This is a genomic window from Roseateles sp., assembly GCF_031397715.1.
Lineage (GTDB): Bacteria > Pseudomonadota > Gammaproteobacteria > Burkholderiales > Burkholderiaceae_C > Paucibacter_A.
In genome coordinates, this window is record NZ_JANNMI010000082.1 from 1 (window position 1) to 21,886 (window position 21,886).

Annotated in this window: 21 protein-coding genes; 2 read left to right on the top strand and 19 right to left on the bottom strand. The window is 63.1% G+C overall.

Going from position 1 to position 21,886, the window contains the following annotated elements:
• The 11 genes from RMO57_RS03600 to RMO57_RS03650 form a co-directional block, all read right to left on the bottom strand.
• The coding region (locus RMO57_RS03600) for a hypothetical protein (protein ID WP_310384304.1) at window positions 1-222 on the bottom strand (222 nt) is incomplete at its 3' end.
• The gene (locus RMO57_RS03605; protein ID WP_310384306.1) at window positions 219-731 is read right to left on the bottom strand and encodes a hypothetical protein; all 513 of its coding nucleotides are present in this window, start codon (window positions 729-731) and stop codon (window positions 219-221) included. The genes RMO57_RS03600 and RMO57_RS03605, both read right to left, overlap by 4 nt.
• Before the next feature lie 392 nt (window positions 732-1,123).
• Window positions 1,124-2,188: a biotin synthase BioB gene (gene bioB / locus RMO57_RS03610; protein ID WP_310384308.1), complete on the bottom strand. Its 1,065-nt coding sequence runs from the start codon at window positions 2,186-2,188 to the stop codon at window positions 1,124-1,126.
• 26 nt (window positions 2,189-2,214) lie between these two features.
• A complete protein-coding gene (gene bioD, locus RMO57_RS03615; RefSeq protein ID WP_310384310.1) occupies window positions 2,215-2,889 on the bottom strand; it encodes a dethiobiotin synthase in 675 nt (224 codons plus the stop codon).
• Window positions 2,889-4,118, bottom strand: a complete 1,230-nt coding sequence (locus tag RMO57_RS03620) for an 8-amino-7-oxononanoate synthase (protein ID WP_310384312.1) — start codon at window positions 4,116-4,118, stop codon at window positions 2,889-2,891. Before RMO57_RS03620 ends, bioD begins: the two co-directional genes overlap by 1 nt.
• On the bottom strand, window positions 4,108-5,418 hold the full coding sequence (bioA, locus tag RMO57_RS03625; RefSeq protein ID WP_310384314.1) for an adenosylmethionine--8-amino-7-oxononanoate transaminase: 1,311 nt from the start codon (window positions 5,416-5,418) through the stop codon (window positions 4,108-4,110). Before bioA ends, RMO57_RS03620 begins: the two co-directional genes overlap by 11 nt.
• 19 nt (window positions 5,419-5,437) lie before the next feature.
• Window positions 5,438-6,244, bottom strand: a complete 807-nt coding sequence (locus tag RMO57_RS03630) for an enoyl-CoA hydratase/isomerase family protein (RefSeq protein WP_310384316.1) — start codon at window positions 6,242-6,244, stop codon at window positions 5,438-5,440.
• The gene (locus RMO57_RS03635; RefSeq protein ID WP_310384317.1) at window positions 6,241-7,434 is read right to left on the bottom strand and encodes a hypothetical protein; all 1,194 of its coding nucleotides are present in this window, start codon (window positions 7,432-7,434) and stop codon (window positions 6,241-6,243) included. Before RMO57_RS03635 ends, RMO57_RS03630 begins: the two co-directional genes overlap by 4 nt.
• A gap of 24 nt (window positions 7,435-7,458) precedes the next feature.
• Window positions 7,459-7,860, bottom strand: a complete 402-nt coding sequence (locus RMO57_RS03640; protein ID WP_310384319.1) for a PIN domain nuclease — start codon at window positions 7,858-7,860, stop codon at window positions 7,459-7,461.
• Entirely contained in the window at window positions 7,857-8,111 is a 255-nt protein-coding gene (locus RMO57_RS03645; RefSeq protein WP_310384321.1) for a type II toxin-antitoxin system VapB family antitoxin, read from the bottom strand. Before RMO57_RS03645 ends, RMO57_RS03640 begins: the two co-directional genes overlap by 4 nt.
• 39 nt (window positions 8,112-8,150) lie before the next feature.
• On the bottom strand, window positions 8,151-9,773 hold the full coding sequence (locus RMO57_RS03650) for a carboxyl transferase domain-containing protein (RefSeq protein ID WP_310384324.1): 1,623 nt from the start codon (window positions 9,771-9,773) through the stop codon (window positions 8,151-8,153).
• 201 nt (window positions 9,774-9,974) lie between these two features.
• On the opposite strand from RMO57_RS03650, the gene RMO57_RS03655 reads away from it, so the two are divergent.
• The gene (locus RMO57_RS03655; RefSeq protein WP_310384326.1) at window positions 9,975-10,658 is read left to right on the top strand and encodes a TetR/AcrR family transcriptional regulator; all 684 of its coding nucleotides are present in this window, start codon (window positions 9,975-9,977) and stop codon (window positions 10,656-10,658) included.
• On the opposite strand, the gene RMO57_RS03660 is transcribed toward RMO57_RS03655, so the two are convergent.
• From RMO57_RS03660 to RMO57_RS03690, 7 genes are all read right to left on the bottom strand, one after another.
• Complete coding sequence (locus tag RMO57_RS03660) at window positions 10,644-10,973, bottom strand: hypothetical protein (RefSeq protein ID WP_310384328.1); 330 nt, start codon at window positions 10,971-10,973, stop codon at window positions 10,644-10,646. The two genes, RMO57_RS03655 and RMO57_RS03660, sit on opposite strands and share 15 nt — an antisense overlap.
• Window positions 10,974-11,055: 82 nt before the next feature.
• The gene (locus tag RMO57_RS03665; protein ID WP_310384330.1) at window positions 11,056-13,350 is read right to left on the bottom strand and encodes an ATP-dependent DNA helicase; all 2,295 of its coding nucleotides are present in this window, start codon (window positions 13,348-13,350) and stop codon (window positions 11,056-11,058) included.
• A complete protein-coding gene (locus RMO57_RS03670) occupies window positions 13,347-14,180 on the bottom strand; it encodes a hypothetical protein (RefSeq protein ID WP_310384333.1) in 834 nt (277 codons plus the stop codon). The genes RMO57_RS03665 and RMO57_RS03670 overlap by 4 nt, the downstream gene beginning before the upstream one ends.
• Before the next feature lie 207 nt (window positions 14,181-14,387).
• Window positions 14,388-15,245: a hypothetical protein gene (locus tag RMO57_RS03675; RefSeq protein WP_310384335.1), complete on the bottom strand. Its 858-nt coding sequence runs from the start codon at window positions 15,243-15,245 to the stop codon at window positions 14,388-14,390.
• Window positions 15,214-16,023 carry a hypothetical protein gene (locus RMO57_RS03680; RefSeq protein ID WP_310384336.1) on the bottom strand — a complete coding sequence of 270 codons (810 nt, stop codon included), beginning with the start codon at window positions 16,021-16,023 and terminating at the stop codon, window positions 15,214-15,216. The genes RMO57_RS03675 and RMO57_RS03680 overlap by 32 nt, the downstream gene beginning before the upstream one ends.
• Before the next feature lie 180 nt (window positions 16,024-16,203).
• Complete coding sequence (locus RMO57_RS03685; RefSeq protein ID WP_310384338.1) at window positions 16,204-16,707, bottom strand: PQQ-dependent sugar dehydrogenase; 504 nt, start codon at window positions 16,705-16,707, stop codon at window positions 16,204-16,206.
• Window positions 16,708-16,767: 60 nt separating this feature from the next.
• Window positions 16,768-17,739, bottom strand: a complete 972-nt coding sequence (locus RMO57_RS03690) for a magnesium and cobalt transport protein CorA (protein ID WP_310384340.1) — start codon at window positions 17,737-17,739, stop codon at window positions 16,768-16,770.
• 197 nt (window positions 17,740-17,936) lie between these two features.
• Between RMO57_RS03690 and RMO57_RS03695 the strand changes: the two genes are divergently transcribed.
• Window positions 17,937-20,654 carry a DUF349 domain-containing protein gene (locus tag RMO57_RS03695; protein WP_310384341.1) on the top strand — a complete coding sequence of 906 codons (2,718 nt, stop codon included), beginning with the start codon at window positions 17,937-17,939 and terminating at the stop codon, window positions 20,652-20,654.
• Window positions 20,655-21,335: 681 nt separating this feature from the next.
• On the opposite strand, the gene RMO57_RS03705 is transcribed toward RMO57_RS03695, so the two are convergent.
• The gene (locus RMO57_RS03705) at window positions 21,336-21,542 is read right to left on the bottom strand and encodes a cold-shock protein (protein WP_263534780.1); all 207 of its coding nucleotides are present in this window, start codon (window positions 21,540-21,542) and stop codon (window positions 21,336-21,338) included.
• Window positions 21,543-21,886: the final 344 nt, after the last annotated feature.

The following is a 21,886-nucleotide window of genomic DNA, read 5'->3' on the forward strand; positions in this document are numbered from 1 at the left end:
TCTTGAAGTCGCTTCGCGACGCCCGGCAAACCCTCCGCTCCTCACCCATGCAGAAGGGGAACCCCAAATATCAATACGCCTCGCTGCGCATCGGCCGGTCAAGCACTCGGCCGTGTTGTTGGAGTTTGCTTTCGCGCACTCCAACCTACACAGCTCGGCCGCTAAAGAATTGGATGCGGCAGGCATAACGAAAAAACTGATCAGCATGCGGTTGAATTTCATTTCAGAAGATTTAACTCGACTACAGGGTATGTCTTCGTCGATGGATCGTAAGAGACAACAAGGTATGCACGGTCCACCTGTTCGTAGGGACCAAACAGTTTTCCTGCCAGTTCTAGTTCCAAGCGGTCAATGGTTAGAAGTGGTTCATCGGTGAACAAGCAGACCACAACGCTCGCATATGGCCCACCATGAAACGTTTTGGAATCCTTTTGGGCGAGCAAACCAGAGACATGTTCGGTCAATTCACCCCGCACCCAGTTCCGGAATACATCATTGCCCTGTGCATTCATGCGCGCGGCGACTTCACAAACTACCTCTACGACTTCAAACGCGACTTTTTCACCTAACGGGTTCGTGCAAATACAGTCCGGTGGATCAGGTGAAAACGATTCGGGTGCGCCATAGCCGGCAAATTGATCGCGATTCAAAGCCTTGACAAGTTCCTCGACGACACCCAGCTCCTTTCGAGCCTTGTCCGGCCATTCGAAGAAAGATGCGTAGCGCCTCATGAAATCCAACGTGTTCGCGAGCTCACTCGCGACACTTCACCAGCAGCCAAACGCCGAGTCTCAAAACTTTCAGGCAGCCCAAGCCGATGCGCAGCGAGGCGTATTGGTATTCCGGGGCTCCCCTTCTGCATGGGCGAAGAGCGGAAGGTTTGCCGGGCGTCGCGGAGCGACTTCAAAAACTGACTTCGCGCCCCCTGTTTGAACGCAGCGTAGCGAAGTGAGTTGGGCGCGGCCCGGTAAACCTGAGCATCTGAGCGAACCCGAAGGGCCATGCGGCAGGGGCGGTTTCTTTGCCTTCTTTCTTGGACGCCCAAGAAAGAAGGTCGCCCGCCGGGGCGAACTCCCGGCATGGGCCTAACCTGCAAAGCAATGCCCATTGAATCCGCCCGACCTCAGTGCGAGTGGAAAGACAGCTTGTCGCCATCAGCCTTCTGCGGCACCAACTTCTCCTCCGTCGCGCAACGCATGCCCAAACGCTCCAGCAATTTACGGTCGGCCTCCGCCTGCGGATTCGACGTCGTCAGCAACTTATCCCCATAGAACATCGAGTTTGCACCGGCAAGAAAGCACAGCGCCTGCATGCTCTCGGGCATCTCCTCTCGCCCAGCCGACAAGCGCACCATCGCCCTCGGCATCGTGATCCTTGCCACCGCAATCGACCGAATGAACTCGAACGGGTCCAGCGCCTCAGCGTTGGCCAAAGGCGTGCCCTCCACCTTGACCAAGTTGTTGATCGGCACCGACTCCGGATACGGATTCAGATTGGCCAATTGCACGATCAAACCAGCCCGCTGACCACGCGTCTCGCCCAGCCCGACGATGCCGCCCGAGCAAACCTTCAGCCCCACATTGCGCACCCGGTCCAGCGTATCCAGCCGGTCCTGATAAGTGCGCGTGGTGATGATCTGACCATAGAACTCGGGCGAGGTATCCAGGTTGTGGTTGTAGTAGTCGAGGCCAGCCTCAGCCAACTGCTCCGCCTGACCATCCCCCAACATGCCGGCGGTCAAGCAAGTCTCCAGGCCCATCGCCTTGACCTCCTTGACCATTTCGCCAATCGCTTCAAGATGACGTGGCTTGGGTGAGCGCCAGGCCGCACCCATGCAAAAACGCGTCGCGCCATTGGCCTTGGCGGCGCGCGCGGCCTCCAGCACCTCTTGCAGCGGGATCAGCTTTTCGGCCTTCAGGCCGGTGTCGAAATGCGCCGACTGCGGGCAGTAGGCGCAGTCTTCCTCGCAGCCACCGGTCTTGATCGACAACAAGGTGGACAGTTGCACCGCATTGGCGTCGAAGTTCTCGCGGTGCACCTGTTGGGCGCGGAACATCAGGTCATTGAAGGGCAGGTCGTACAGCGCCACCACCTCTTTGACCGTCCAGGTCTTGCTGGTGCTGCGGCGCTCAGCGTCGGTGGTCGGGGTCAGCGACTGGATTTGATTGACGGTTTGTGAGTGGGTCATAAATAGCGATTCCAGAACTTACTTATTTACTGAAGAAAACTGTGCAGATGCGCGGCCACTGCGGCCGGGCTAGGGTCGATCAGGCGGGGCACATGGCCCCAGCAGGGCGCATCAAGAGACGCCTCCAGCGCGGCCAGATTGTCGGTCAGATGGGCCATGCTGCCGTCCACGGTGTTGGCCACCCAGCCGGCCAGCGCCAAGCCGCGCGCGCGTATCGCTTCGGCCGTCAGCAAGGCGTGGTTGATGCAGCCCAGGCGCAGGCCGACGACAAGGACGACCGGCAAGCCCAAATCAACGGCGAGATCGGCGGTGTCCCAGCCTTCACATAAGGGCACGCGGAAGCCGCCGACGCCTTCGACCAGGGCCAGATCCCCTAACGCCGCACTGGCGCGGATGGCCGCCAGCAAGGGCGCACGCTCAATGCGGTGACCCTCCAGCGCGGCGGCGATATGCGGGGCGCAGGCGGCGCGGAATTGCAGCGGGCCGACCTGCTCCGCCGTCATGCCAAGGGTCTGCGCGGCGTGCAGCCGCTGCACGTCCTCATTGATCCAGCGGCCGCCAATCAACTCCTGGCCGGCGGCCAGCGACTTGACCGGCGCCACGCGCAGGCCTTGTTGGCTCAACGCATGAGTCAGGCCAGCGGTGATGCAGGTCTTGCCGATCTCGGTGTCGGTGCCGGTGATGAAATAGCCCTTGATCATCACAAGGCACCTGCCTGCAAGTCGGCGGCGGCTGACGTCAGCGCCATCAACAGCTGATTCACATCGGCCTCGGTATGCGTCGCGCACAAGGTGATGCGTAGCCGCGCCTCGCCCACGGGCACGGTCGGCGGGCGGATGCCGGGCACGCGCAGGCCCTCAGCCTCCAGCCGCGCGGCCAAGGCCATCACCTCGGCATTGCCGCCGATGATCAGCGGCTGCACAGGCGTATCGGACGGCGCCAAGCGCCAGCCCAAGTTCGGGTAGGTCTGCAGCATCGCCGTGATGCCGGCGCGCAGCTGCGCTTGCAGGCGGCGCAGATTGGCGCGCCGCTCTGCGCCAAGATCGCTGTCAATCAAGGCCAGACTGGTCAGCAGCGCATGCTCGACGGCCGGCGGCGAGGCGGTTGAAAAAATGTAGTTGCGCGCCGACTGCAAGAGGTAATCGGTGATGGTGGCATGGGCCACCACAAAGGCACCGGCCAGGCCGGCCGCCTTGCCCAGCGTGCCGACCAGAATCAGCCGCTCGCTACACAGCTTGAAATGCTCCAGCGAGCCCCGGCCGCGCTCGCCCAGCACACCAAAACCATGCGCATCGTCGACGATCAGCCAGGCGTCGAATTCCTCGGCCAGGGCCAGCAGCTCGGGCAGTGGCGCCAGGTCGCCGTCCATGCTGAAGACGGCGTCGGTGACGATCAGCTTGACCTTGGCTTGGCTGGCCGCCAGCAGGCCGCGCAGCTGGGCCACATCGGCATGTGCATAACGCGTCACTTGCGCGCGTGCCAGCCGGCTGCCGTCGATCAGCGAGGCGTGGTTCCAGGCCTCCGAGAAGATCTCGGTCTGTTCGTCGCCCAAGGCGGTGACGACGGCCAGATTGGCCATATAGCCGGTGCAAAAGCCCAGCGTCTTGGCCGCGGGGATATGCGGCGCCAGCCAGGTGGCCAAGGTCTCGGCGACTTGCTCATGGGCCCGGCTATGGCCACTGATCAGCGGCGACGCGCCGGAGCCGCCGCCATAGATCATCGCGCCGTCGATCAAGGCCGCGGTGATCTGCGGCTCGGCCGCCAGACCTAAATAGTCATTCGAGCAGAACATCAAGAGCTCGCGCGTGCGACCATCGTTAGCGCGAACTTGCTGGCGCGGCGCGGTCGGGCTCTCGGCTTGGCGCAAGAAGCGGGTCAGGCTTTGCGCCTCGATGGCGGCCAGTTTGGCCTTCAGGTGGTCAAGCAACATCGTTCAAACTCGCGCTCACGGCCTCGAACAAGAACGCAGCGGTGGCCGCGTCGATCAGATAAGGAGGCATTAAATAGACGGTCTTGCCGATCGGCCGGATCAGCAGCTGGTGCGAGCGTGCGGCCAGATGGAAGGCTTCAGCAAAACGCGGGCCGGCATCCTTCACATCAAAGGCCAATACCATGCCTTGTTGGCGCAGATGCTCGACTCTCGGGTGGTGGGCCAGCGGCGCGAACGCATCCTTCAAATGCCGCGCCTGCATCAAGTTAGCGTCGAGTTGGCCGGCATCAAAGCGATCCAGCACCGCATTCGCCGCCGCGCAGGCCAATGCGTTGCCGGTATAGGAATGCGAGTGCAAGAAGCCGCGCGTCACGTCCTCGCTCCAGAAGGCCTGATAAACGGCTTCGGTCGTCAGCACCAGGGACAGCGGCAAGGTGCCGCCGGTGATGCCCTTGGACAGCAGGATGAAATCAGGCCAATCCGCTGGTGTTTGAGGCAGCGTCTGCTCGAAGGCGAAGAAGCTGCCGGTGCGGCCGCAGCCCATCGCGATCTCGTCGACGATCAGATGCACCTCGAACTCGCTGCAAAGCCGGCGCAGGCTGCGCAGATAGTCGGCCGAATACATCACCATGCCCGCGGCACCCTGCACCAGCGGCTCGACGATGACGGCGGCGATGTTGGCGCTGCGCTCGGCCAGCAAATCGCGCATCGCGGTCAGCGCGGCTGTCTCGTTAGCAAACCGGGCGTCGGGCGACATGACGATGTGCGCGCGCATCAGCAGCGGGTCGTAGGCGTCGCGGAACACCGCCACATCGGTGACGGCCAGCGCACCAATCGTTTCACCGTGATAGCCGTTCTTCAGGCAAACGAATTCGCGCTTGTCGTCCCGGCCCAGATTGCGCCAGCTGTGAAAGCTCTGCTTGAGCGCAATTTCGACCGCGCTGGCGCCGTCGCTGGCGAAGAACACATGACCTAAGGCCCCGCCGGTGCGCGCGCTCAAACGCTCCGCCAAACGTACCGCCGGCGCGTGGGTGCAGCCGGCCAGCATCACATGGGGCAGGGTGTCGAGCTGCGCCTTGATCGCGTCGTTCAGCCCAACATCGGCGTGGCCGAAGAGATTGACCCACCAGCTGCTGTTGGCGTCGAAATAGCGCGCACCATCAAAGTCATACAACCAGGGGCCGGCGCCGCGTGCAATCGCCAGCGGCGGCATTTGGGCAGCGCGCGCCATCTGCGTGCAAGGGTGCCAGACGGCGGCCAAGCTGCGCTGCTGCCAGTCTTGTTGGGGAGAAGTTGTCATCGGGGAAATTTTTGCAACATCAGGCGAGCCAGGCCGGCCGACTCTTGTTCAAAAAACTCTGCACGCCCTCGCGGCCTTCGGCGCTGGCGCGGATGTCGGCGATGCGGCGGGCGGTGTCATCGCGCAGCGAAGGGGTGACGGGCACATGGGCGACGTCTTGCACCAGGCGTTTGCAGGCGCGCACCGCTTGCGGGCCGTTGGCGGCGATGGCGGCCGCTAGGGCGCTGACTTTCTCGTCCAGGTTGTCGGTCGTGGCCAGTTCTTGCACCAGACCTAAGCGATGCGCCTCGGCGGCGCTGAAACGCTCGGCCGTCAGGAAGTAGCGCCTTGAGGCCTGCTCGCCCAGGGCGCGCACGACATAGGGGCTGATGGTCGCCGGCAGCAGGCCCAGCTTGGCCTCGGACAAGCAAAAGCCCGCCGTCTCAACCGCCACCACCACATCGCAAACCGCCACCAGGCCGACGCCGCCGGCATAGGCGTCGCCCTGCACCCGTGCGATCACCGGCACCGGGCAGCTGTAAATCGTCCAAAGCATTTCGGCCAGCAGGGCCGCATCGGCATGGTTTTGCTCCCAGCTGAAGCCAGCCATCGCTTTCATCCAGTTGAGGTCGGCGCCGGCGCAAAAAGCCTTGCCCTCGGCGGCCAACACGACAACGCGCAGCTCCGGGTCTTGCCCAACAGCGGCAAAGGCGGCAGTCAGCTCGGCAACCACCACTTCATTGAAGGCATTGCGCACGTCGGGGCGCTTGAGGCTGACACGGGCAATCTGGCCGTTAGGGCCTTCGCGCTGTACCGAGATGGTCAGATAGTTGCTCTGGCTGCTCATTCGGATCTCCAAACCACGTTGTTATCGACGGCGTAAAACTGGCAGGGCTTGCCCTTGCGCTTTTGGCAAAAGCCAAGCGCACGCGACAACACATCCTCGCCGGTTGCATAGCCAAATTCACCGTCGCTGCCGATGGCAAACGCTCGGGGTGGCTTGGCCATCAGGAACTTCTTGTAACTCTCCTGGGCAGACCATGAGCTCAGCGGCAGCGCGTCCACATCTTTCAGGGCCGCGTAGTCCGTGCTCGGCGGCGGCTTCAATGTGCCGGGCTGCTTGAAACCTTGTTGAGCCAAGAATTCGTCGACCAAGGGTTGCCAGACATCGTTGGCAGCGGCGAAGAGGCGGTGGCCGTCGTCGCCAATGGCGGGCAAGAGCCGGTAATCGACCAGGCCGCCGCCGTTGCGGTAGGCCTCGGCCCATTCACGGCTGTGGTGCGGGGCGAAGTACATATCGTTCTCGGTGTAGATCCACAGCGTCGGGACGGGTGCAGCGGCGCAGGCATTGAACTCACCATAGCTTTGAAACAGGCGCTTCAGTTGTGGCGCTTCACAGGGCTCCCCACGATGTTCGGAGGGTCTGCCGCCATGGCCACCGGCAAAGTTGATCGTGGCCACCAAGCCCGGTGGCCGCAAAGCCGCCGCCGCCACGCTGGCAATGCCGCCGACCGACTGGCCGACCAAGACCAGCCGACGGGCATCGACATCGATCTGGGTCGACATGGCTTGCGCCACGGCGACGATTTGCTGAGCGGCAGCGGCCAGCGCCGGCGCATAGCTGGGGCTGGCGCAGCTGAAGCTGTTCTCGGGGTCGCCAAGCGGTGCGAGTTCGCCATAGCCCAGGCGCAGCGGCGCCGCGACCGCAAAGCCCTTGCGCACGAAGAACCGCGCCGCGGACTCGAAGCGCTGCCGTGCATATTCGCTGCGCTTGTCGCCACTGCGGCCGTGGCTGATGATGAGCAAGGGAAACGGCCCCACGCCTTTGGGCTTGAAGGTCGTGACGAGTAAACTGCCCGCCACTTCGCGCCCGAACGCGTCTTGCACGGTGACCGGCACGCGCAGCACGGCCTCGCGAATGTCCTTGTGCAGCGTCGAAGCGTCAATCGGCGATTCGGCATGCAGCGGGCTTGCGAACAGGCAGGCGAGGCCCGCTGAGAGCAGCAGCGCGTGGGCCCTGATCGTCAACTCAGCCATGCAGGCATGCTCCGAAAAACTGCATCAATGCCTCCAGACCTTCAGCCCGCGCAGTGACTCCATCGCGTCATAGTCGCGCTCCGAATGTAGCAAGGCGTGGTCATTTTCGATACAGAAACTGGCTTGCAAAACATCGACCGGGCTGTTGACGGTGAAGCCGCCGACGCGCAGCGCGCGGTAATGCTCGGCGGCATGCAAGGCGCAGTCCTCGCCGCCGATGTCGACCACATCGAGCGCGCCCAAGGCCCGCTTGGCGGCCAGATAGTCGCGCTGATCGCGAAAACCCCGCAAGACCTCGAACAAGACCAGATCGGCCAGCGCCAGCGGGGCGCCGGCATCTTCCAGTAAATCGCTCAAACGGCGCACGCCGACGGTCTCGCGGCCGTTGAAAAAGTCTATCCAGACCGAAGAGTCGACCAGAATCATCGAGGGTCCGGCGCCGAAGCGTCATCCGGCTGCGCCCGGGAAGCCGCATCGGGCTCGCTCAAGATCAGTTCAGCGGCGCGCGGCGCGTCGTCCCAGCGCAGTTTGCCCCGCAAGGCCAAGATCTCCCGGTACGCGGCCTGCCGCGCCAACAAGCGCAGGCCTGCCTCGACCGCATCCTTCTTGGTCTTGAAGGCGCCTGACTTCATCGCCTGATCCATCAAATCATCATTGATTTCAATATTCGTGCGCATGATGTGTACCAAAATCAGTTTTTACGCTCATTTTACGCGTTACATCCGGAATACGCCAAATTTGGTCTCGGCAATCGGCGCATTGAGGGCCGCGCTCAGGCCCAGGGCCAAGACCCGGCGGGTGTCGGCCGGGTCGATCACGCCGTCGTCCCACAAGCGTGCCGACGCGTAATAGGGGTGGCCCTGGTCTTCGTATTGCTGCCGGATCGGCGCCTTGAAGGCCTCCTCTTCGGCGGCCGTCCAGCTGCCGCCCTTGCCCTCGATACCGTCGCGCTTGACCGTCGCCAGCACCGAAGCGGCCTGCTCGCCGCCCATCACCGAGATGCGCGCGTTCGGCCACATCCACAAGAAGCGCGGCGAGAACGCGCGGCCGCACATGCCGTAATTACCGGCGCCAAAACTGCCGCCGATGATGATGGTGAATTTGGGCACCTGAGCACAGGCCACCGCCGTCACCATCTTGGCGCCGGCCCGCGCGATGCCCTCGTTCTCGTACTTGCGCCCGACCATGAAGCCAGTGATGTTCTGCAAAAACACCAACGGGATCTTGCGTTGGCAGCACAGCTCGATGAAATGCGCGCCCTTGTTGGCGCTCTCGGTGAACAGGATGCCGTTGTTGGCGATGATGCCGACCGGCATGCCCTCGATATGGGCAAAGCCGCAGACCAGGGTGGCACCGTAGCGGGCCTTGAATTCCTCGAACTCGGAGCCGTCGACGACACGGGCGATGACTTCGCGCACATCAAAGGGCTTGCGCGTATCGACCGGGATCACGCCGTGCAGCTCGGCCGCATCGAACAAGGGCGGGCGCGGCGCCTGCATCAGCAACTGCGATTCTTTGCGCCAATTCAGGCTGGCCACCGCTTGGCGCGCAATCGCCAAGGCATGGGTATCGTCATTGGCCAGATGGTCGGCCACGCCGGACAAGCGCGTGTGCACATCGCCGCCCCCTAAGTCTTCCGCCGTCACCACCTCGCCGGTGGCGGCCTTCACCAGCGGCGGGCCGCCCAGGAAGATCGTGCCTTGATTCTTGACGATGATGGTTTCGTCGCTCATCGCCGGCACATAGGCGCCGCCCGCCGTGCAGGAGCCCATCACGACGGCGATTTGCGGGATGCCGGCTGCCGACAAATTGGCCTGGTTGAAGAAGATGCGGCCAAAGTGGTCGCGGTCCGGGAACACATCGTCTTGGTTAGGCAGATTGGCGCCGCCGGAGTCGACCAGATAGACGCAGGGCAGGCGGTTCTGGGCCGCGATCTCCTGCGCACGCAGATGCTTTTTGACGGTGATCGGGTAATAGGTGCCGCCCTTCACCGTTGCGTCATTGCAGACAATCATGCAATCGACGCCGGCGACGCGGCCGATGCCGGCGATGATGCCGCCGCCGGGGGCGGCGCCGACGCCATTTTTATCCAGATACATATTCAGCCCGGCCAGCGGCGCCAGCTCCAAAAACGGCGTGCCGGGGTCCAGCAGCATCTCCACCCGGTCACGCGGCAGCAACTTGCCCCGCGACAGGTGTTTGGCGCGCGCTGCGTCGCCACCGCCCTGAGCAATGATTTCCAAACGGCTATTCAGGTCGGCCAGCAAGCCGCGCATGGTTTCGGCGTTTGACTTGAAATCGGCGGACCGGGCATTGAGCTTGCTGCTGAGAGCGGGCATGGTGTCTCCAAAAGCGCTGCCACTCAAGCCAAATGAGTTCAGCTCACAAAATCTATAAACAAGCCTCTGCATCAATCGAGATCGATGCGTGAAGGGCGAAGAATAAGCCAGCGCGGCGCCAGAAGCAAGGATGACTTGAGCTTTACTCAATTTATGCGCAGAATAGCGGCCGTGACCCGCCATTCAGACGCTAGCCCTCCCATGCAACTGCCGCCGCAACGCCGCGCGCCCGCTGGCGCCAAAGCCGAGCAGCGCGTACGCGACATTTTGCGCGTTGGCCGCGAGGTCCTGGCCGAGCGCGGCTTCGAGCGCGCCACCACGACCGAAATTGCGCAACGCCTGGGCATCTCAGAGGCGACCGTGTTCACCTATTTCCGCGGCAAACGAGAGCTCTGCATGCGGGTGATTGGCGATTGGTATGACGAAATCATTGCCGCCATCGAGGCCGGTCTACCGCGCTCGGCGCCGGTGCGCGTGCAACTGGAGTTCATGGTGCACACCCATCTGCGGCTATTCCTGATTCAAGGCACCGGCCTGTGTGCGCTGGTGCTGTCCGAGGGGCGCTCCAAAGGCCAGGAATTGGGCGAAACCTTTGTCGAGCTGCAGCGGCGCTATACCGCCCCCTTGATGGATCTGCTGGCGCGCGGCCAATCCAGTGGCGAAGTGCGCAGTGATATTCCTTTGCGCCTGCTGCGCTCACTGGTGTTCGGGCCGATGGAACATATGCTGTGGGAGGTCGTCATTGCCGGTCGGCAAATTGACATCGACGCCAGCGCGAGCGCGCTGGTCGCGCTGCTTTGGCCGGCGCTGCAAGCGCCCGATCAAGAGTTGCTGGGCCTGCGAAATTTGCGCGACGAACTCAGGACTGCACTAAACCGGCTTTGAGGCGGCGTTGCTGTCAGGCCGCCGCCGCACACCCGAGTGCGCCAGACGATCGAGCAAGGCATGTTCACAAAGCTTGAAGACCATATAGCAAACCATTGCCGCCAAGGCTTTGCCCGCCAGCTCCAGCAGTTGCATCAAGCCCCCCTCCATCAGGCCCGCCCAACCATGCGTCAGCAAAAATCCGGCATTTGCACTCACCAATCGAACCAGGTCAAGCGACAACACGCCGAAACCGATGAAGCCAGCGGTCAGCAGCAAAAAGCAAAGCAGCCTGTGGCTGCAAAGCCATTGATAGAGCGGGCTGTGGTGGTTCATCAAAGTCTCCGGTTGCATTCAGGCAGACAACAACGGTCGAGCCGAACCAATCTAGTGTCGCCTAGCCTTAGGGCCTATAAGCTCAAGTTCTTCTTGGTCCGCGCGAACGTAGCTGCCACCAAGTCGGCAACAAAGCCTGCACCTCGTGGCGGCCGAAACGGTCGTCCATCAGATGAACCACACCCTGATCGCTGACGGTGCGAATCACCCGCCCGGCCGCTTGCACGACTTTTTGCAACCCAGGGTAAAGATAGGTGTAGTTGTAGCCGGCGCCGCCCATCAGTTGATCCATTCGTAATTTGATCTGTTGATTGACCGGATTCACTTGCGGCAGCCCCAGCGTTGCAATGAACGCACCAATCAATCGTTTGCCGGGGAGGTCGATCGCCTCACCAAATGAGCCGCCGAGTACGACAAAGCCAATGCCCTGGCTGTCCGCCGTCAAGCGGTCCAGAAATTCTTGTTGTTCCTGTTCCGCCATGCGCCGCGTTTGCTGCCAGATCGTGATCTCCGGCCACTTGGATTTGAACAAGGCCGCGGCCGCTTGCAAATAGTCATGGCTGCTGAAGAATGCCAGGTAGTTGCCGGGCAGGGCGCTGAACTGTGTCGCCATCAGGTCCACCACGGCCGGCAGTGAGGCCGCGCGCTGCTGGAAGCGGGTTGAGATGTGGTCGGCCACCGACACGCGCAATTGCTCGGGCTTGAAGGGCGCCGCCACCTCAAGCGATGCGGTGTCCGCAGGAAGGCCCAAGACATCGGAAAAATATTGCATGGGCTGCAAGGTGGCCGAGAACAGCACCGTCGTGCGCGCGGCGGAAAACCTAGGGCCAAGAAACGGCGCCGGCACCACATTGCGCAAACACAGCAGCGCGCTGGGTCGCGCCAGGCCGGCCGGATGCTTGGTCAAATCACACAATGAGTGCGGACCAAAGAGTTCGGCCATGCGTGCGAAGTGCAAGGCTTCAAAGTAAAAGCCCTGCAGCGCGGCATCAACTTCGGTCGGGTGCTCGGCCAAGTATTCGGCGATCGCCGCATTGACGAGCTGCAAAGCGGCCAGAAACTTGAGCGGCAAGCCGTCCAGCACTTGGTAGGGCTCGGTTTGCCCCTTGGCCAATTCATTCCAGCCGCGATGCAGCCGGTCCAGTGGCTTTTTCAGTGGCGCCGGCGCGGACACGCGAATGCTCCGCAAATCGGCCTGATTCAAATCCGCCGTGTACATCTTGCGGCCGCGCTCGACCAGGTTGTGCGCCTCGTCCACCAACACCGCCACCCGCCAGAGATTCGCCTGCGTCAGGCCGTGCAGCAGCGCGCTGATGTCGAAGTAATAGTTGTAGTCGCCAACGATCACATCGCTCCAGCGCGTCAGCTCCTGACTCAGGTAATAAGGGCAGACTTGCTGACTCAGGGCCACCTCACGCAATGTCGCGCGGTCCAGCAGCGCTCCAGCCGCTGCGGCCATGGCTGCCGCCCGTGCCTTGGGCAGCCGGTCGTAAAAGCCTCGTGCCAGCGGGCAAGAGTCACCATGGCAGGCCTTGTCCGGGTGCTCGCAGGCCTTGTCCCGTGCCACCAACTCCAGCACCCGCAGGGGCAATAGCTCGGTGGCGCCCTGCTTGAGCAGTTGCAAGGCCCCAAGCGCCAGCCCGCGCCCCGCAGTCTTGGCTGCCAAAAAGAACAGCTTGTCCAAGGCCTGGCCCGGACACGCTTTCAGCAAAGGGAAAATCGTGCCCACTGTCTTGCCGATGCCGGTGGGCGCCTGGGCCATCAAGCAGCGGCCGGTTTGCGCCGCCCGGTAGACGGCGGCGGCCAAGTTGCGTTGCCCGCTGCGGAACTCGGTATGGGGGAAGGTCAGCGCCGCCAAGGCCGCATCGCGGGCTGCCCGGTGCGCCAACTCCTGTTGTGCCCAAGCCAGGAAACGCTCGCACAGCAGCTCGAAATGCGTAAGCAGGTCGGCCGCGGCGTGGCGCTGTGTCAGCACGGTTTCCTGCTGCGAGTTGATATTGAAATAGACCAGGGCCAGCTCGACCTCGTTCAAACCCTGTGTCTGGCAAAGCAGGGCGCCATAGACTTTGAGCTGAGCCCAGTGCAGGGCGCTGTGGTTTGCAGGGATTTGATCCAGCTTGCCCTTGAAGGTCTTGACCTCCTCAAGCCGGCCCAGCACGCCGTCAAAGCCGTCGGCCCGCCCGCGTACCAGCAAGTCCCGGTACTGCCCGCTCAAAGCCAGCTCCGCTTGGTAATGAGCGGGGCGTCGTGCCGCCACCAAGGCATGACCGGCAATCCCCTCTTGGGCGCTCGGTGCGGGTGTGAAGCGCAGATCAAGATCACCCTGTTTGGCCGTGAATTCGCACAGCGCCCGCACCGCGACCGCATAGGGTGTCAAAGCGCGGCGCCTCCGCTGGGTGCGACGGGTGCGCCCAGCAGGCCTTGCGCCGGCTCGTCCTCCAGCCGCAGCGGCGTCGCCTTGGCCAAGGCCAGCCAGACCGAAAATGGCAGCTTGCAGGACTTGTGACGCGCCGGCCGCAACAACTCCAAACGCCCATCTTCCACGGCGCCGTGCAGCACCCAGACGCCGAAGGCCGCTGGAATCTCCGCCGCCTCGGCCACGCCGACCGGAAACACGTAATAGCACTCGCTGCACAGCCACTGGTAAGAGTCGCGCTTGGCGGCATGGCGCAGGTCCGACAGCAGGTCGGCGCGGCTGACCTTGATCTCATGCACGAACGGCTGCAGATAGTCCTCCACCGAAGTGTTGCGGACCGAAAACAGATCCGGCCGCGCCACCCGCCATTGTGGATTGGCGCCGGTCGCTGTGGCGGGTGGAGCGGCCGAGGGTTCCAGCGAAAACTCCGCTTCCGACTCGCTTTGCACTGCCTCATCACCCCCGCACAGCTGAGCCTGCGCCCGCAGAGACAACTCACGCCAGACCACCCGCCCGCCGCACAGCAACTCGCGCGCCATCCGCCCGGCCAAGGCGTCATGCGCACTCAAGGCACGCTGATTGCGCCGCCGCGCCTCGGCCACAGATTGAATGCCAAGCTCGGTCAGGCGCAGCGTCTGACGACCCTCCGCCTCGTCCCGCAGCTGCGCCCAGCCCGCCGCCACCAGCTCAAGCTCCAGCGCATCCCGGCAAGGCCAGGCCGCCGACGACCAGATCTTCATCAAGCGCGTCAGTTGCGAACGGGTGGGGGTCGGTGCTTGGTTCGAAATCACTGGTTAAGTTTACAGTGACTTGACTCAGGCGACGCGTTTGCAGGCCCAAGCGAAACCGAGTTGCTGGGGCGAGTCCAATGGCGGCACAAACCCGGCCATGCACTTTCAACAAGCGCCGGGCCGCCCCAAGTGTTTCTTTTTCCCCTCGGGCGCGAAGCGACAGGTCTGGGGGCACGCATCGGCACTCAAAGAATGCGCCGACCCCGATCATCGAGATCTGGGTTGAATCACCAGGATCGAGGGCAAAGGCACATTGACCGATCCGGCGGCGGCCCCCGACGCCACCAGCAAGATGCCGGCCTGGTCGGCCCCGGCCAAGTTCAAGGCACTGCTGCAGCGGGGCTTCAGCGCTTGCTCGACATCAAGCAGACTGATGCTGTCGAACCAGTAAAAATCGACGCTCCGTCCCCCATTTCTCGGTTCGCAGGCAATCAGCCGATGGGACACGCCGGTCACTTTCTTGGATATGGCATCGCGGCCATCGCGCTCGACCACCACCGGTCCGGCCTGCAGGGCCCAGGCGCAGGCGCCGCGACTGTCCTGAAAACTATCGACCGATTCAATCGAGACCTGGTTGGCGGGGCCTATGCAAAGCAGGCCGGACAGCGAATACCCTCGGCCCATGGAGCCCCGGCTCTTCGTTGCCATCGACAGCGGCGCATAGCTCTTCTTGTTTTCGATCAGGGCGCCGACCGGGTCCAGCGGATCCTCGCGATTGAAGCCACCGCTGAGCAAGGCCACCGGACGTGCGCCGGCGCCCATGCTCAGCAATCGACTCAGCCCCAACAGGCTGGCATCCGACGCGCTGCCCTGCTTCAGGACCGGGGCGGTGGCAAGCACGCGGAGGTCGAACTGCTGCAGTGGTACGGACAAAAGCCTGACACGATGACCGCCGACCAAGTCGATGGTCTCGATGCGCAGATCGCGTTGAATGCTCGGCAGGCTCTGCCCGTGGCCGTGGCCGGTCGCCAGCAGCCCGAGCGCCCAAATCGTCAAGCGCAGGCCGGTAGGCGCAAGCACCGCAGCCGGCCCGCTATTTGGATTTTTCGACCGGCTTGCTTGCATCGATCTGCTCCAGACTGTGAGCCGTGAGGGTCTTGTTCACGGTGATCAAAAGGGTGCTGCGAATGGGATAGCACTCCAGCGCGGCGCGGGCAACGTCCAGATTCAAGACCACCTGGACTTTGGCCGCTCTTTCCTTGCGCAGCAGGTCCAGTTCGTTCTTGGCCATGGCCCAAAAGTTCTCGCCGAAAGGCAGCGGCGTCGGTTCGTTGATGCTTTCGATCGGGTAGCTCTTGCCGAGCACGCTAATGGTGAACAGACCCTTCTCGGTCAACGCCTTTTCGGCGGCCTTGATCTTGAGCACATCGGTGCAGGCGGACCGGCTCGGGAGCGCGTGGGCCGAGAAATCCAGGTTGAACTCCTGCTTTTCTGAGAGAGGAAAAGCAAAGACCGGCGAGCGCCAATCACCGTCCTTGACCCACACCTGCTGGAATTGCTGCACAAAATCGAGCCGCAGATTGTTGTCGCTGACGACCGTCGCCACCGCCTTGTCGACCAAGCGGGTCACTCGCTGATCCACCGCCAGCGGTCCCAGTAACCATTGCGAGTAAGCGATGCGCAGTTCATCCGGCAGCAGCCGCAGATAGGCCGACATCAGCACCGGCACCAGCAACGGCAGGATGACCAAGATCAGCAAGGCCAACGAAGCGCTGAACATGCCCATGTGCCGGGCCATATAGGCCAGCAGTCCGCCCACATAGGGAATCGCCTTCAAGGCCTCCTGAACTTTGTCCTCGCCGCCTTGCAATTTGCCGTCGGCCTCTGGGTGGTCGGTCGCCATCAGCCCTCCCTGTAAGTGAATCAAGCAAGACCTGACCCTTGCCGCAGCCTAGCCTTCAGCAACAGGGCCTCCTATCCCTAAGTACCGAAGCAAACGGCATCCGGCTTGCACTCCCTAGGCATTGCCGCCACCCAAGCCCTGACTCAGTCCGACAACAGGTCGGCGCGGCGGACCTTGATCTCATGCACGAGCGGCTGCAGTTAGTCCTCCACAGTCGCAGCCATAGCTCTTGACCGGCCAGCCGTAGTTGGCTCCGGCCCGCGCGATGTTGATCTCGTCGCCGCCCTCCGGTCCATGCTCGCTGACCCAGACTTCACCGCTGGTCGGATAGACCCAGGGGCTGCCCACGAAATCCGGGTCCAGCGCCACATCGAGCAGACCGCCTTGGTCGCTGGCAACCACCAGGGGCGCACCACTGATGGCGGTCAGCGGACCGGAGCCGTCCGCAGCCGGACGCGCGAGGCCGCCGGTTCTTTGGGTGATCAGAAATTGCCCGTCCGGCAACTGGGCCAGGCCCCAGGGGTTGCCGAGATCGCTGCGCAGGATGCTGAGTTGAGCGGCCGGCGCCGGGGCGGTATCGCCACCGTCACCGCCGCCGCCACCAGCAGGGGCAAAGGACAGTTTCGTAGCGACAACAACTTCATCATGACGCTCTCCTTCAGAGGGCAGACGGCCAAGGCGCAAGCAAATCCGCACGCCACATCAACTGGCGTCCGGATCTGCGCGCTAGTGTGCAACACCACACTAGACCCATCCAGCGCGACGCAGCCGCCGGTAGACGAGAACACAGCTCAGCAGGGTCGCCGCCACGGCCACCGGATAGCCGGCCCGCCACCGCAGCTCCGGCATCCATTCGAAATTCATACCATACAGGCTGAAGACCACGGTCGGGATGGCCAGGATCGCACCCCAACCCGCCAGACGCTTGACCACCTCGTTCTGGTTGTTGGCCACCAGCGCCAGATTCACCTGCATGGCCGTGGTCAGCATGTCGCGCATGCCGTCGATCAGCCCGACCAGCCGCGAGACGTGATCCTGGCTGTCGCGAAAATCGGCGCGCAACTCCTTCGGGATCAGGTCTTCGTGCAGGCGCATCAGCTCGGCGCTGATTTCCGCCAACGGCAAGGCGGCATTGCGCAACTCAAGCAGATGGCGCTTCAGGACGTACAGCCGCTCGATCACCAGCCGGTCGAACTGGTCATTGAAAATGTCGGACTCGATGGCTTCGAAGTCGCGCTCGAATTGCGCCACGATGGGTTGATAGTGGTCGGCCACGAAGTCGAGCAATGCATACAGGGCGAAACCAGGTCCCCTGTGAAGGCCCTTCATGCCGGCGTCGCTGCGCTGCAAGACCTGCGCATAGCTCGACGAAGCGCCGTGCCGCACGGAAACCAGGAAGTTCGGGCCCACGAACAGGTGCGTCTCGCCGTAGACCACCTGGCCCGCTTCCAACTGCGCCGTCTTCAACACGATGAAGAGCGAGTCGCTGTAGGCCTCGATCTTGGGCCGCTGGTGGGCGTGGTGGGCGTCCTCGATGGCCAGTTCATGCAAGCCGAACTCGGTCTGGATCTTCAGCAACAAGGTGTCGTCCGGCTCGTGCAGGCCCAGCCAGACGAAAGTGCCGGGCTCCTGAATGACTCCGCTGAGCTCGTCGATGGCGATGTCGCCAAGGGCTTGCCCATCTCGGTAGGCCACGCTGTGAATGATGGAACTCATCGCCTGGGACCTCGGTGTTGTGACTGTGGAGCCGCCTTGTACCCGTCAACGGGAACACCACTTTGATCGTCGGGGGCCTGCTTGGCTGTGCGGCAGCGAACCGGGCGCGCCCTGCGCCTACACTGCTGCCGGTGACGCGCGCCTTGCGTGTCCGACGACCAACCCCCAACCTGACCGGCGCCCGGCGCCGCGACCCCATGCTGAGCTGGATTTTCAAGAAATTCGGGCGCAATGCCGCCTCCGCAACGACCAAACCTGCTGGCAAACAGTCCGCCCCGACGCCGGCCCAGACACGTCAAGCAAAACAAGTCGCCGAGCAAATCACCGAGCAGAAAGCGGCCGAGAAAGCCGCCCAAAAGACCCAGAAGCTCGCAGCCGCCAAGGCCGATTGGGCACCGCGCCTGCAAGCCGCACGGGGCGACGACGCCGCCTTGCTGGCGCTGCTGCAGGCGGCGCCGCTGCTGGACATCAAGCTGGCGGCCGTCGAAGCGCTGGCCGGCGAGGCCGCGCTGAAGCAGGCCGAACGCGAGGCCCGCAATTCCGACCGCCGCGTCCACCGCCTCGCCAAGAGCCGGCTGGAGGCCGCCGTCGTGCAGCGCGAGGCCCGCGCGCAGGCCCAGGCCTTGATCGCCAGCGCGACCGAGCTGAGCGCGCAGGCGGACCTGCCCATCAACGTGCTGGTCAATCTGGACCGCGCCTGGCTGGCGCTTGATGCCGCCCTGCTGGAGCCGCTGCAGGTCGAGCAGTTCAACGCCTTGAGCGCCGCCTTGAACAGCCAGCTGCGCCAGCGCAGCGAGCTTGAACAACAGCAGCAGCGCTGGGCCGCCGAGGCCTCCCAGGGGCTGAGTGCCTGGGGCCTGGCCGCCGAGCAGGCCGTCGCCAACGGCCGGCCGGGCGAGCTGAAGCCTCAGCCGCTGCTGGACTTGCAACAGCGCTGCCCCGACCTGAGCGGCCAGCCGACCGGCGCCGCGCTCGCCTTGCGGTTGGAGCAGGCTGTGCTCGCTGGCGCCCAGATCGAGGCGCGCCTGATCTGGCTGGACGGCCTGGGTCTGGAGACGGCGGAGCCACTGCAACAGTGGCAAGCCATGCAGCCGCTGGCCGACGCCGGCCTAGCGCGGCTGCTGAATCAGCGCTTCGAGCAAAGCCTGCGAGCGCTTGCACCGGTTGACGCTGAGCCGGTGCCAACGGCCACTCCTCGCAACCGCCCCACTGCAAGCGCCGCCCGGCCGGAACAAATTCAAGCCTTCGAGGCCAAGTTGGCGCAGGCCGAGGCAGCGCTCGCGGGCGGTGAATTGAGCGAGCTGCAGCAGTTGCTGCAGCAAATTGACGCACACCTGCAGGGCGTCAACCCCGCCTCGCTGCCCGACGACGCACGCGCGCGCCAGCACGCCCTGCTGACCGAGCGCAACCGGCTGCGCGACTGGGAGCAATGGGGCGGCGCGCTTGCGCTCGATGCCCTGGTGGCCGAGGCCGAGGAACTGGCCCGGACAACCCGGGCAACCGTGCCCGCTGAAGCTGCCGAAGCCGATGCCAACGTCGAAGCCCTGCCCGTCGCCAAGCTCAATCTGAAGGCGCATCGGGAGGCCATTCAGGCCCTGCGCAAGCGCTGGAAGGAGGTTGACGGGCTCAGCGCCGGAGCCGGCCAGGCGCTGTGGCAGCGCTTCGACACTGCCATGCAAACCGCCAACCAGCCGGTCGCCGCCCAACTGGCCGAGCTGAAACTCGCCCGCGAAGCCAATTTGGTCAGCCGCGAGCTGCTGTTGAATCAGCTTGACGCCTTGCCCGGCGTTGGCGTGAGTGACGCCAGCGCCCCGTTGGGCGAGGCGGCCAGCGCGCAATGGAAGGAGTGTTTGCGCGCTCTGTCCGCCTTCCAACTGGCCTGGCGCCAGCTGGGCCCGCTTGAACACACGGTGCCCTTGGCCAACCGCGATGCCTTGTTGCGGCGCCAGCGTGCCAGCCTGGAACGCATTGAGGCGCCGCTGCAGCGAGCTCGGCGTGCCGCTGAAACGCAGCGCTTGTTGCTGATCGAGCGTGCGGAGGCCTTGCTGCAAGAGCTGCGCGAAAACTCGCAGCTGCGCGACCTGACCCAACGGGTGCGCGATCTGCAAGCCGAATGGCAGCAACAAGCCCGCGGTTTGCCCTTGGCACGTTCGACCGAGAATGATTTGTGGGCTCGTTTCAAGGCCGCCACCGATGCCGTCTTTACGCAGCGTTCGGCCGCCTTTGATGCCCGCGATGAAGCGCTGGCAGCCAGCCTGGCTGAGTACGAAACGTTGTTGGCGCGCTTGGAGGCGCTCAATGCCGAAACGGCCGACGCCGAAATTCGGCGCACCTTGGACGAGGTCGACCGTGCTTGGCGTCAAGGTGGCGAATTGCCTCGCCATCAAGCCAACGCCTTGGACGGCCGCTTGCAGGCCGCGCATGCTTTGGCCTTGCAGATACTTGCCGGGCGCAGCCAGATGATTTGGCAGGCCCAGTGCGAGGCGCTGACCGCCAAGTTGGCTTTGTGTGAGTTGGCTGAAGGCACAGAGGCCCGTCTTGATGAGGCTGAATTTGCCGCCCGCTGGGCCGCTTTACCTGCGCTGCCCGAAGCGTGGGAGCAGGCGCTGGCGCGCCGTGCGCCGGCAGACGCCAATTTGGACGAGGCGCTGCTGCAGCTGGAGGCTGGCTTGGACTTGCCCGCCTCGGAAGAGATGTTGGCGGCGCGCCGCTTGCTGAAGCTCAAAGCGATGAAAGACGCGCTGGAAGGGCGGGGGTCCAAGCAGTCGAGCGTTGAACAGCAAGCGGCCTGCATGGCGGCCTTGCTGCAGGCAAGCAACGCTTCACCGGCTCAGCTTGAGCGTCTTCACGGCTTGGTCAGGGCCCTGGCCCAAGCGCCGGTTGGCAGCTGGCTTGCGCCTCACGGCGGGCGCTGAATTCGCATCGCTGGCCTTGCAAAAAGCAGGGCCAGCTTTCTTTATTGCTTCAGTGGGCGCGCACCCAGGCCAGGCCTTCGGCCGTGGCGTAGCGGATGGCGGCCCGGTGGCTGATAAAGCGCGGGGTGAAGCGCATCACGCGGTCATGGCTGGCCATGCCACGTCCTGAGCGTATTGAGACCGAGGCAGCGAAACTGCCATCGGCTTGAGGTTTGATCATGGGTGAGACAAGATATTTGCCCACCTCAATGCTGTTTGTAGTTTGCATTTTTATGAGAGAGGTGTGCACCATGGCGATGCCGCGGCGCGATATGGCGAAGGGAGATTTTGAATTGACTGCGTGATCGGGGGTCGCGCATTGGGTCGTGAGTCTTCGTGGCCTCAAACGACGGTAGTGGCTTTGCCTTGGCTTGGTGGGCGTTTGACAGGTGCTGGGCTCAATGGGCCGACCTATTTTTTTCTTCGTCTTCTTGCTTGCCTAGGTTTGTAATTATTTTGGCAAGGTAGAACTGGTGGCGCATTGGCGGGCAATGGGGCACCGAGGTTTTGTTGGGGGCAAAACCGTTTGATCTTGGGGGATCAAATTCAAAACAGGTCAAACAAAACAGTTAAAACAAAAGGGTCAGCACTTTCGCGCCAACCCTTTTTGGTGGCAGCGCTTGCGCGCTGCCCCGGAGCCTATTACAGGCCGCGGATGTTCGAAGCTTGCAGACCCTTAGGGCCTTGCTTGACTTCAAACTCAACCTTTTGGTTTTCGGCCAAAGTGCGGAAGCCGCCGTTGTTGCGGATTTCGCTGTGGTGAGCGAACAGGTCCTTGGAGCCGTCTTCAGGCGTGATGAAGCCGAAGCCCTTGCCGTCGTCGAACCATTTCACGGTGCCAGTTTGCATTGTTGTCATGATGTGTTCCTTTTGAACAAAATAAAAAATACTTCGTGGTTCGCGACAAAGCGAGACCAGCGAAGACAGAAACACTCAAGAACAGTCAAACGGGGAGTTGAAACTGAAGCGAGCCTAGCGCGACGAATGAAGCGTACGTACGGCGGGGCTGCAGATTGAAGACCTTGAAGAAACGGTCTTGTGCGTATCTATCCAGCTAGTATGGCACGAAATCTATGGGCTTGTCGAGCACTTTATTGTTTTTTTGCCCTAGGCGGCCGTGATCTGTACCGCCATGCCACTCAGCACGGCATTGCCCGAGAGCGGATCGCGGGCGCCATCACTGATCAGTGCAT

What these genes read in the sequence shown, in the direction of transcription:
- RMO57_RS03660 (WP_310384328.1), bottom strand. Translation starts at nt 10,973, where the DNA reads ATGAACCACCACAGCCCGCTCTATCAATGGCTTTGCAGCCACAGGCTG.
- RMO57_RS03690 (WP_310384340.1), bottom strand. Translation starts at nt 17,739, where the DNA reads ATGAGTTCCATCATTCACAGCGTGGCCTACCGAGATGGGCAAGCCCTT.
- bioD (WP_310384310.1), bottom strand. Translation starts at nt 2,889, where the DNA reads ATGATCAAGGGCTATTTCATCACCGGCACCGACACCGAGATCGGCAAG.
- RMO57_RS03620 (WP_310384312.1), bottom strand. Translation starts at nt 4,118, where the DNA reads ATGTTGCTTGACCACCTGAAGGCCAAACTGGCCGCCATCGAGGCGCAA.
- RMO57_RS03605 (WP_310384306.1), bottom strand. Translation starts at nt 731, where the DNA reads ATGAGGCGCTACGCATCTTTCTTCGAATGGCCGGACAAGGCTCGAAAG.
- RMO57_RS03675 (WP_310384335.1), bottom strand. Translation starts at nt 15,245, where the DNA reads ATGCAAGCAAGCCGGTCGAAAAATCCAAATAGCGGGCCGGCTGCGGTG.
- RMO57_RS03695 (WP_310384341.1), top strand. Translation starts at nt 17,937, where the DNA reads ATGCTGAGCTGGATTTTCAAGAAATTCGGGCGCAATGCCGCCTCCGCA.
- RMO57_RS03680 (WP_310384336.1), bottom strand. Translation starts at nt 16,023, where the DNA reads ATGGCGACCGACCACCCAGAGGCCGACGGCAAATTGCAAGGCGGCGAG.
- RMO57_RS03705 (WP_263534780.1), bottom strand. Translation starts at nt 21,542, where the DNA reads ATGCAAACTGGCACCGTGAAATGGTTCGACGACGGCAAGGGCTTCGGC.
- bioA (WP_310384314.1), bottom strand. Translation starts at nt 5,418, where the DNA reads ATGACAACTTCTCCCCAACAAGACTGGCAGCAGCGCAGCTTGGCCGCC.
- RMO57_RS03655 (WP_310384326.1), top strand. Translation starts at nt 9,975, where the DNA reads ATGCAACTGCCGCCGCAACGCCGCGCGCCCGCTGGCGCCAAAGCCGAG.
- RMO57_RS03630 (WP_310384316.1), bottom strand. Translation starts at nt 6,244, where the DNA reads ATGAGCAGCCAGAGCAACTATCTGACCATCTCGGTACAGCGCGAAGGC.
- RMO57_RS03640 (WP_310384319.1), bottom strand. Translation starts at nt 7,860, where the DNA reads ATGATTCTGGTCGACTCTTCGGTCTGGATAGACTTTTTCAACGGCCGC.
- RMO57_RS03645 (WP_310384321.1), bottom strand. Translation starts at nt 8,111, where the DNA reads ATGCGCACGAATATTGAAATCAATGATGATTTGATGGATCAGGCGATG.
- RMO57_RS03650 (WP_310384324.1), bottom strand. Translation starts at nt 9,773, where the DNA reads ATGCCCGCTCTCAGCAGCAAGCTCAATGCCCGGTCCGCCGATTTCAAG.
- bioB (WP_310384308.1), bottom strand. Translation starts at nt 2,188, where the DNA reads ATGACCCACTCACAAACCGTCAATCAAATCCAGTCGCTGACCCCGACC.
- RMO57_RS03635 (WP_310384317.1), bottom strand. Translation starts at nt 7,434, where the DNA reads ATGGCTGAGTTGACGATCAGGGCCCACGCGCTGCTGCTCTCAGCGGGC.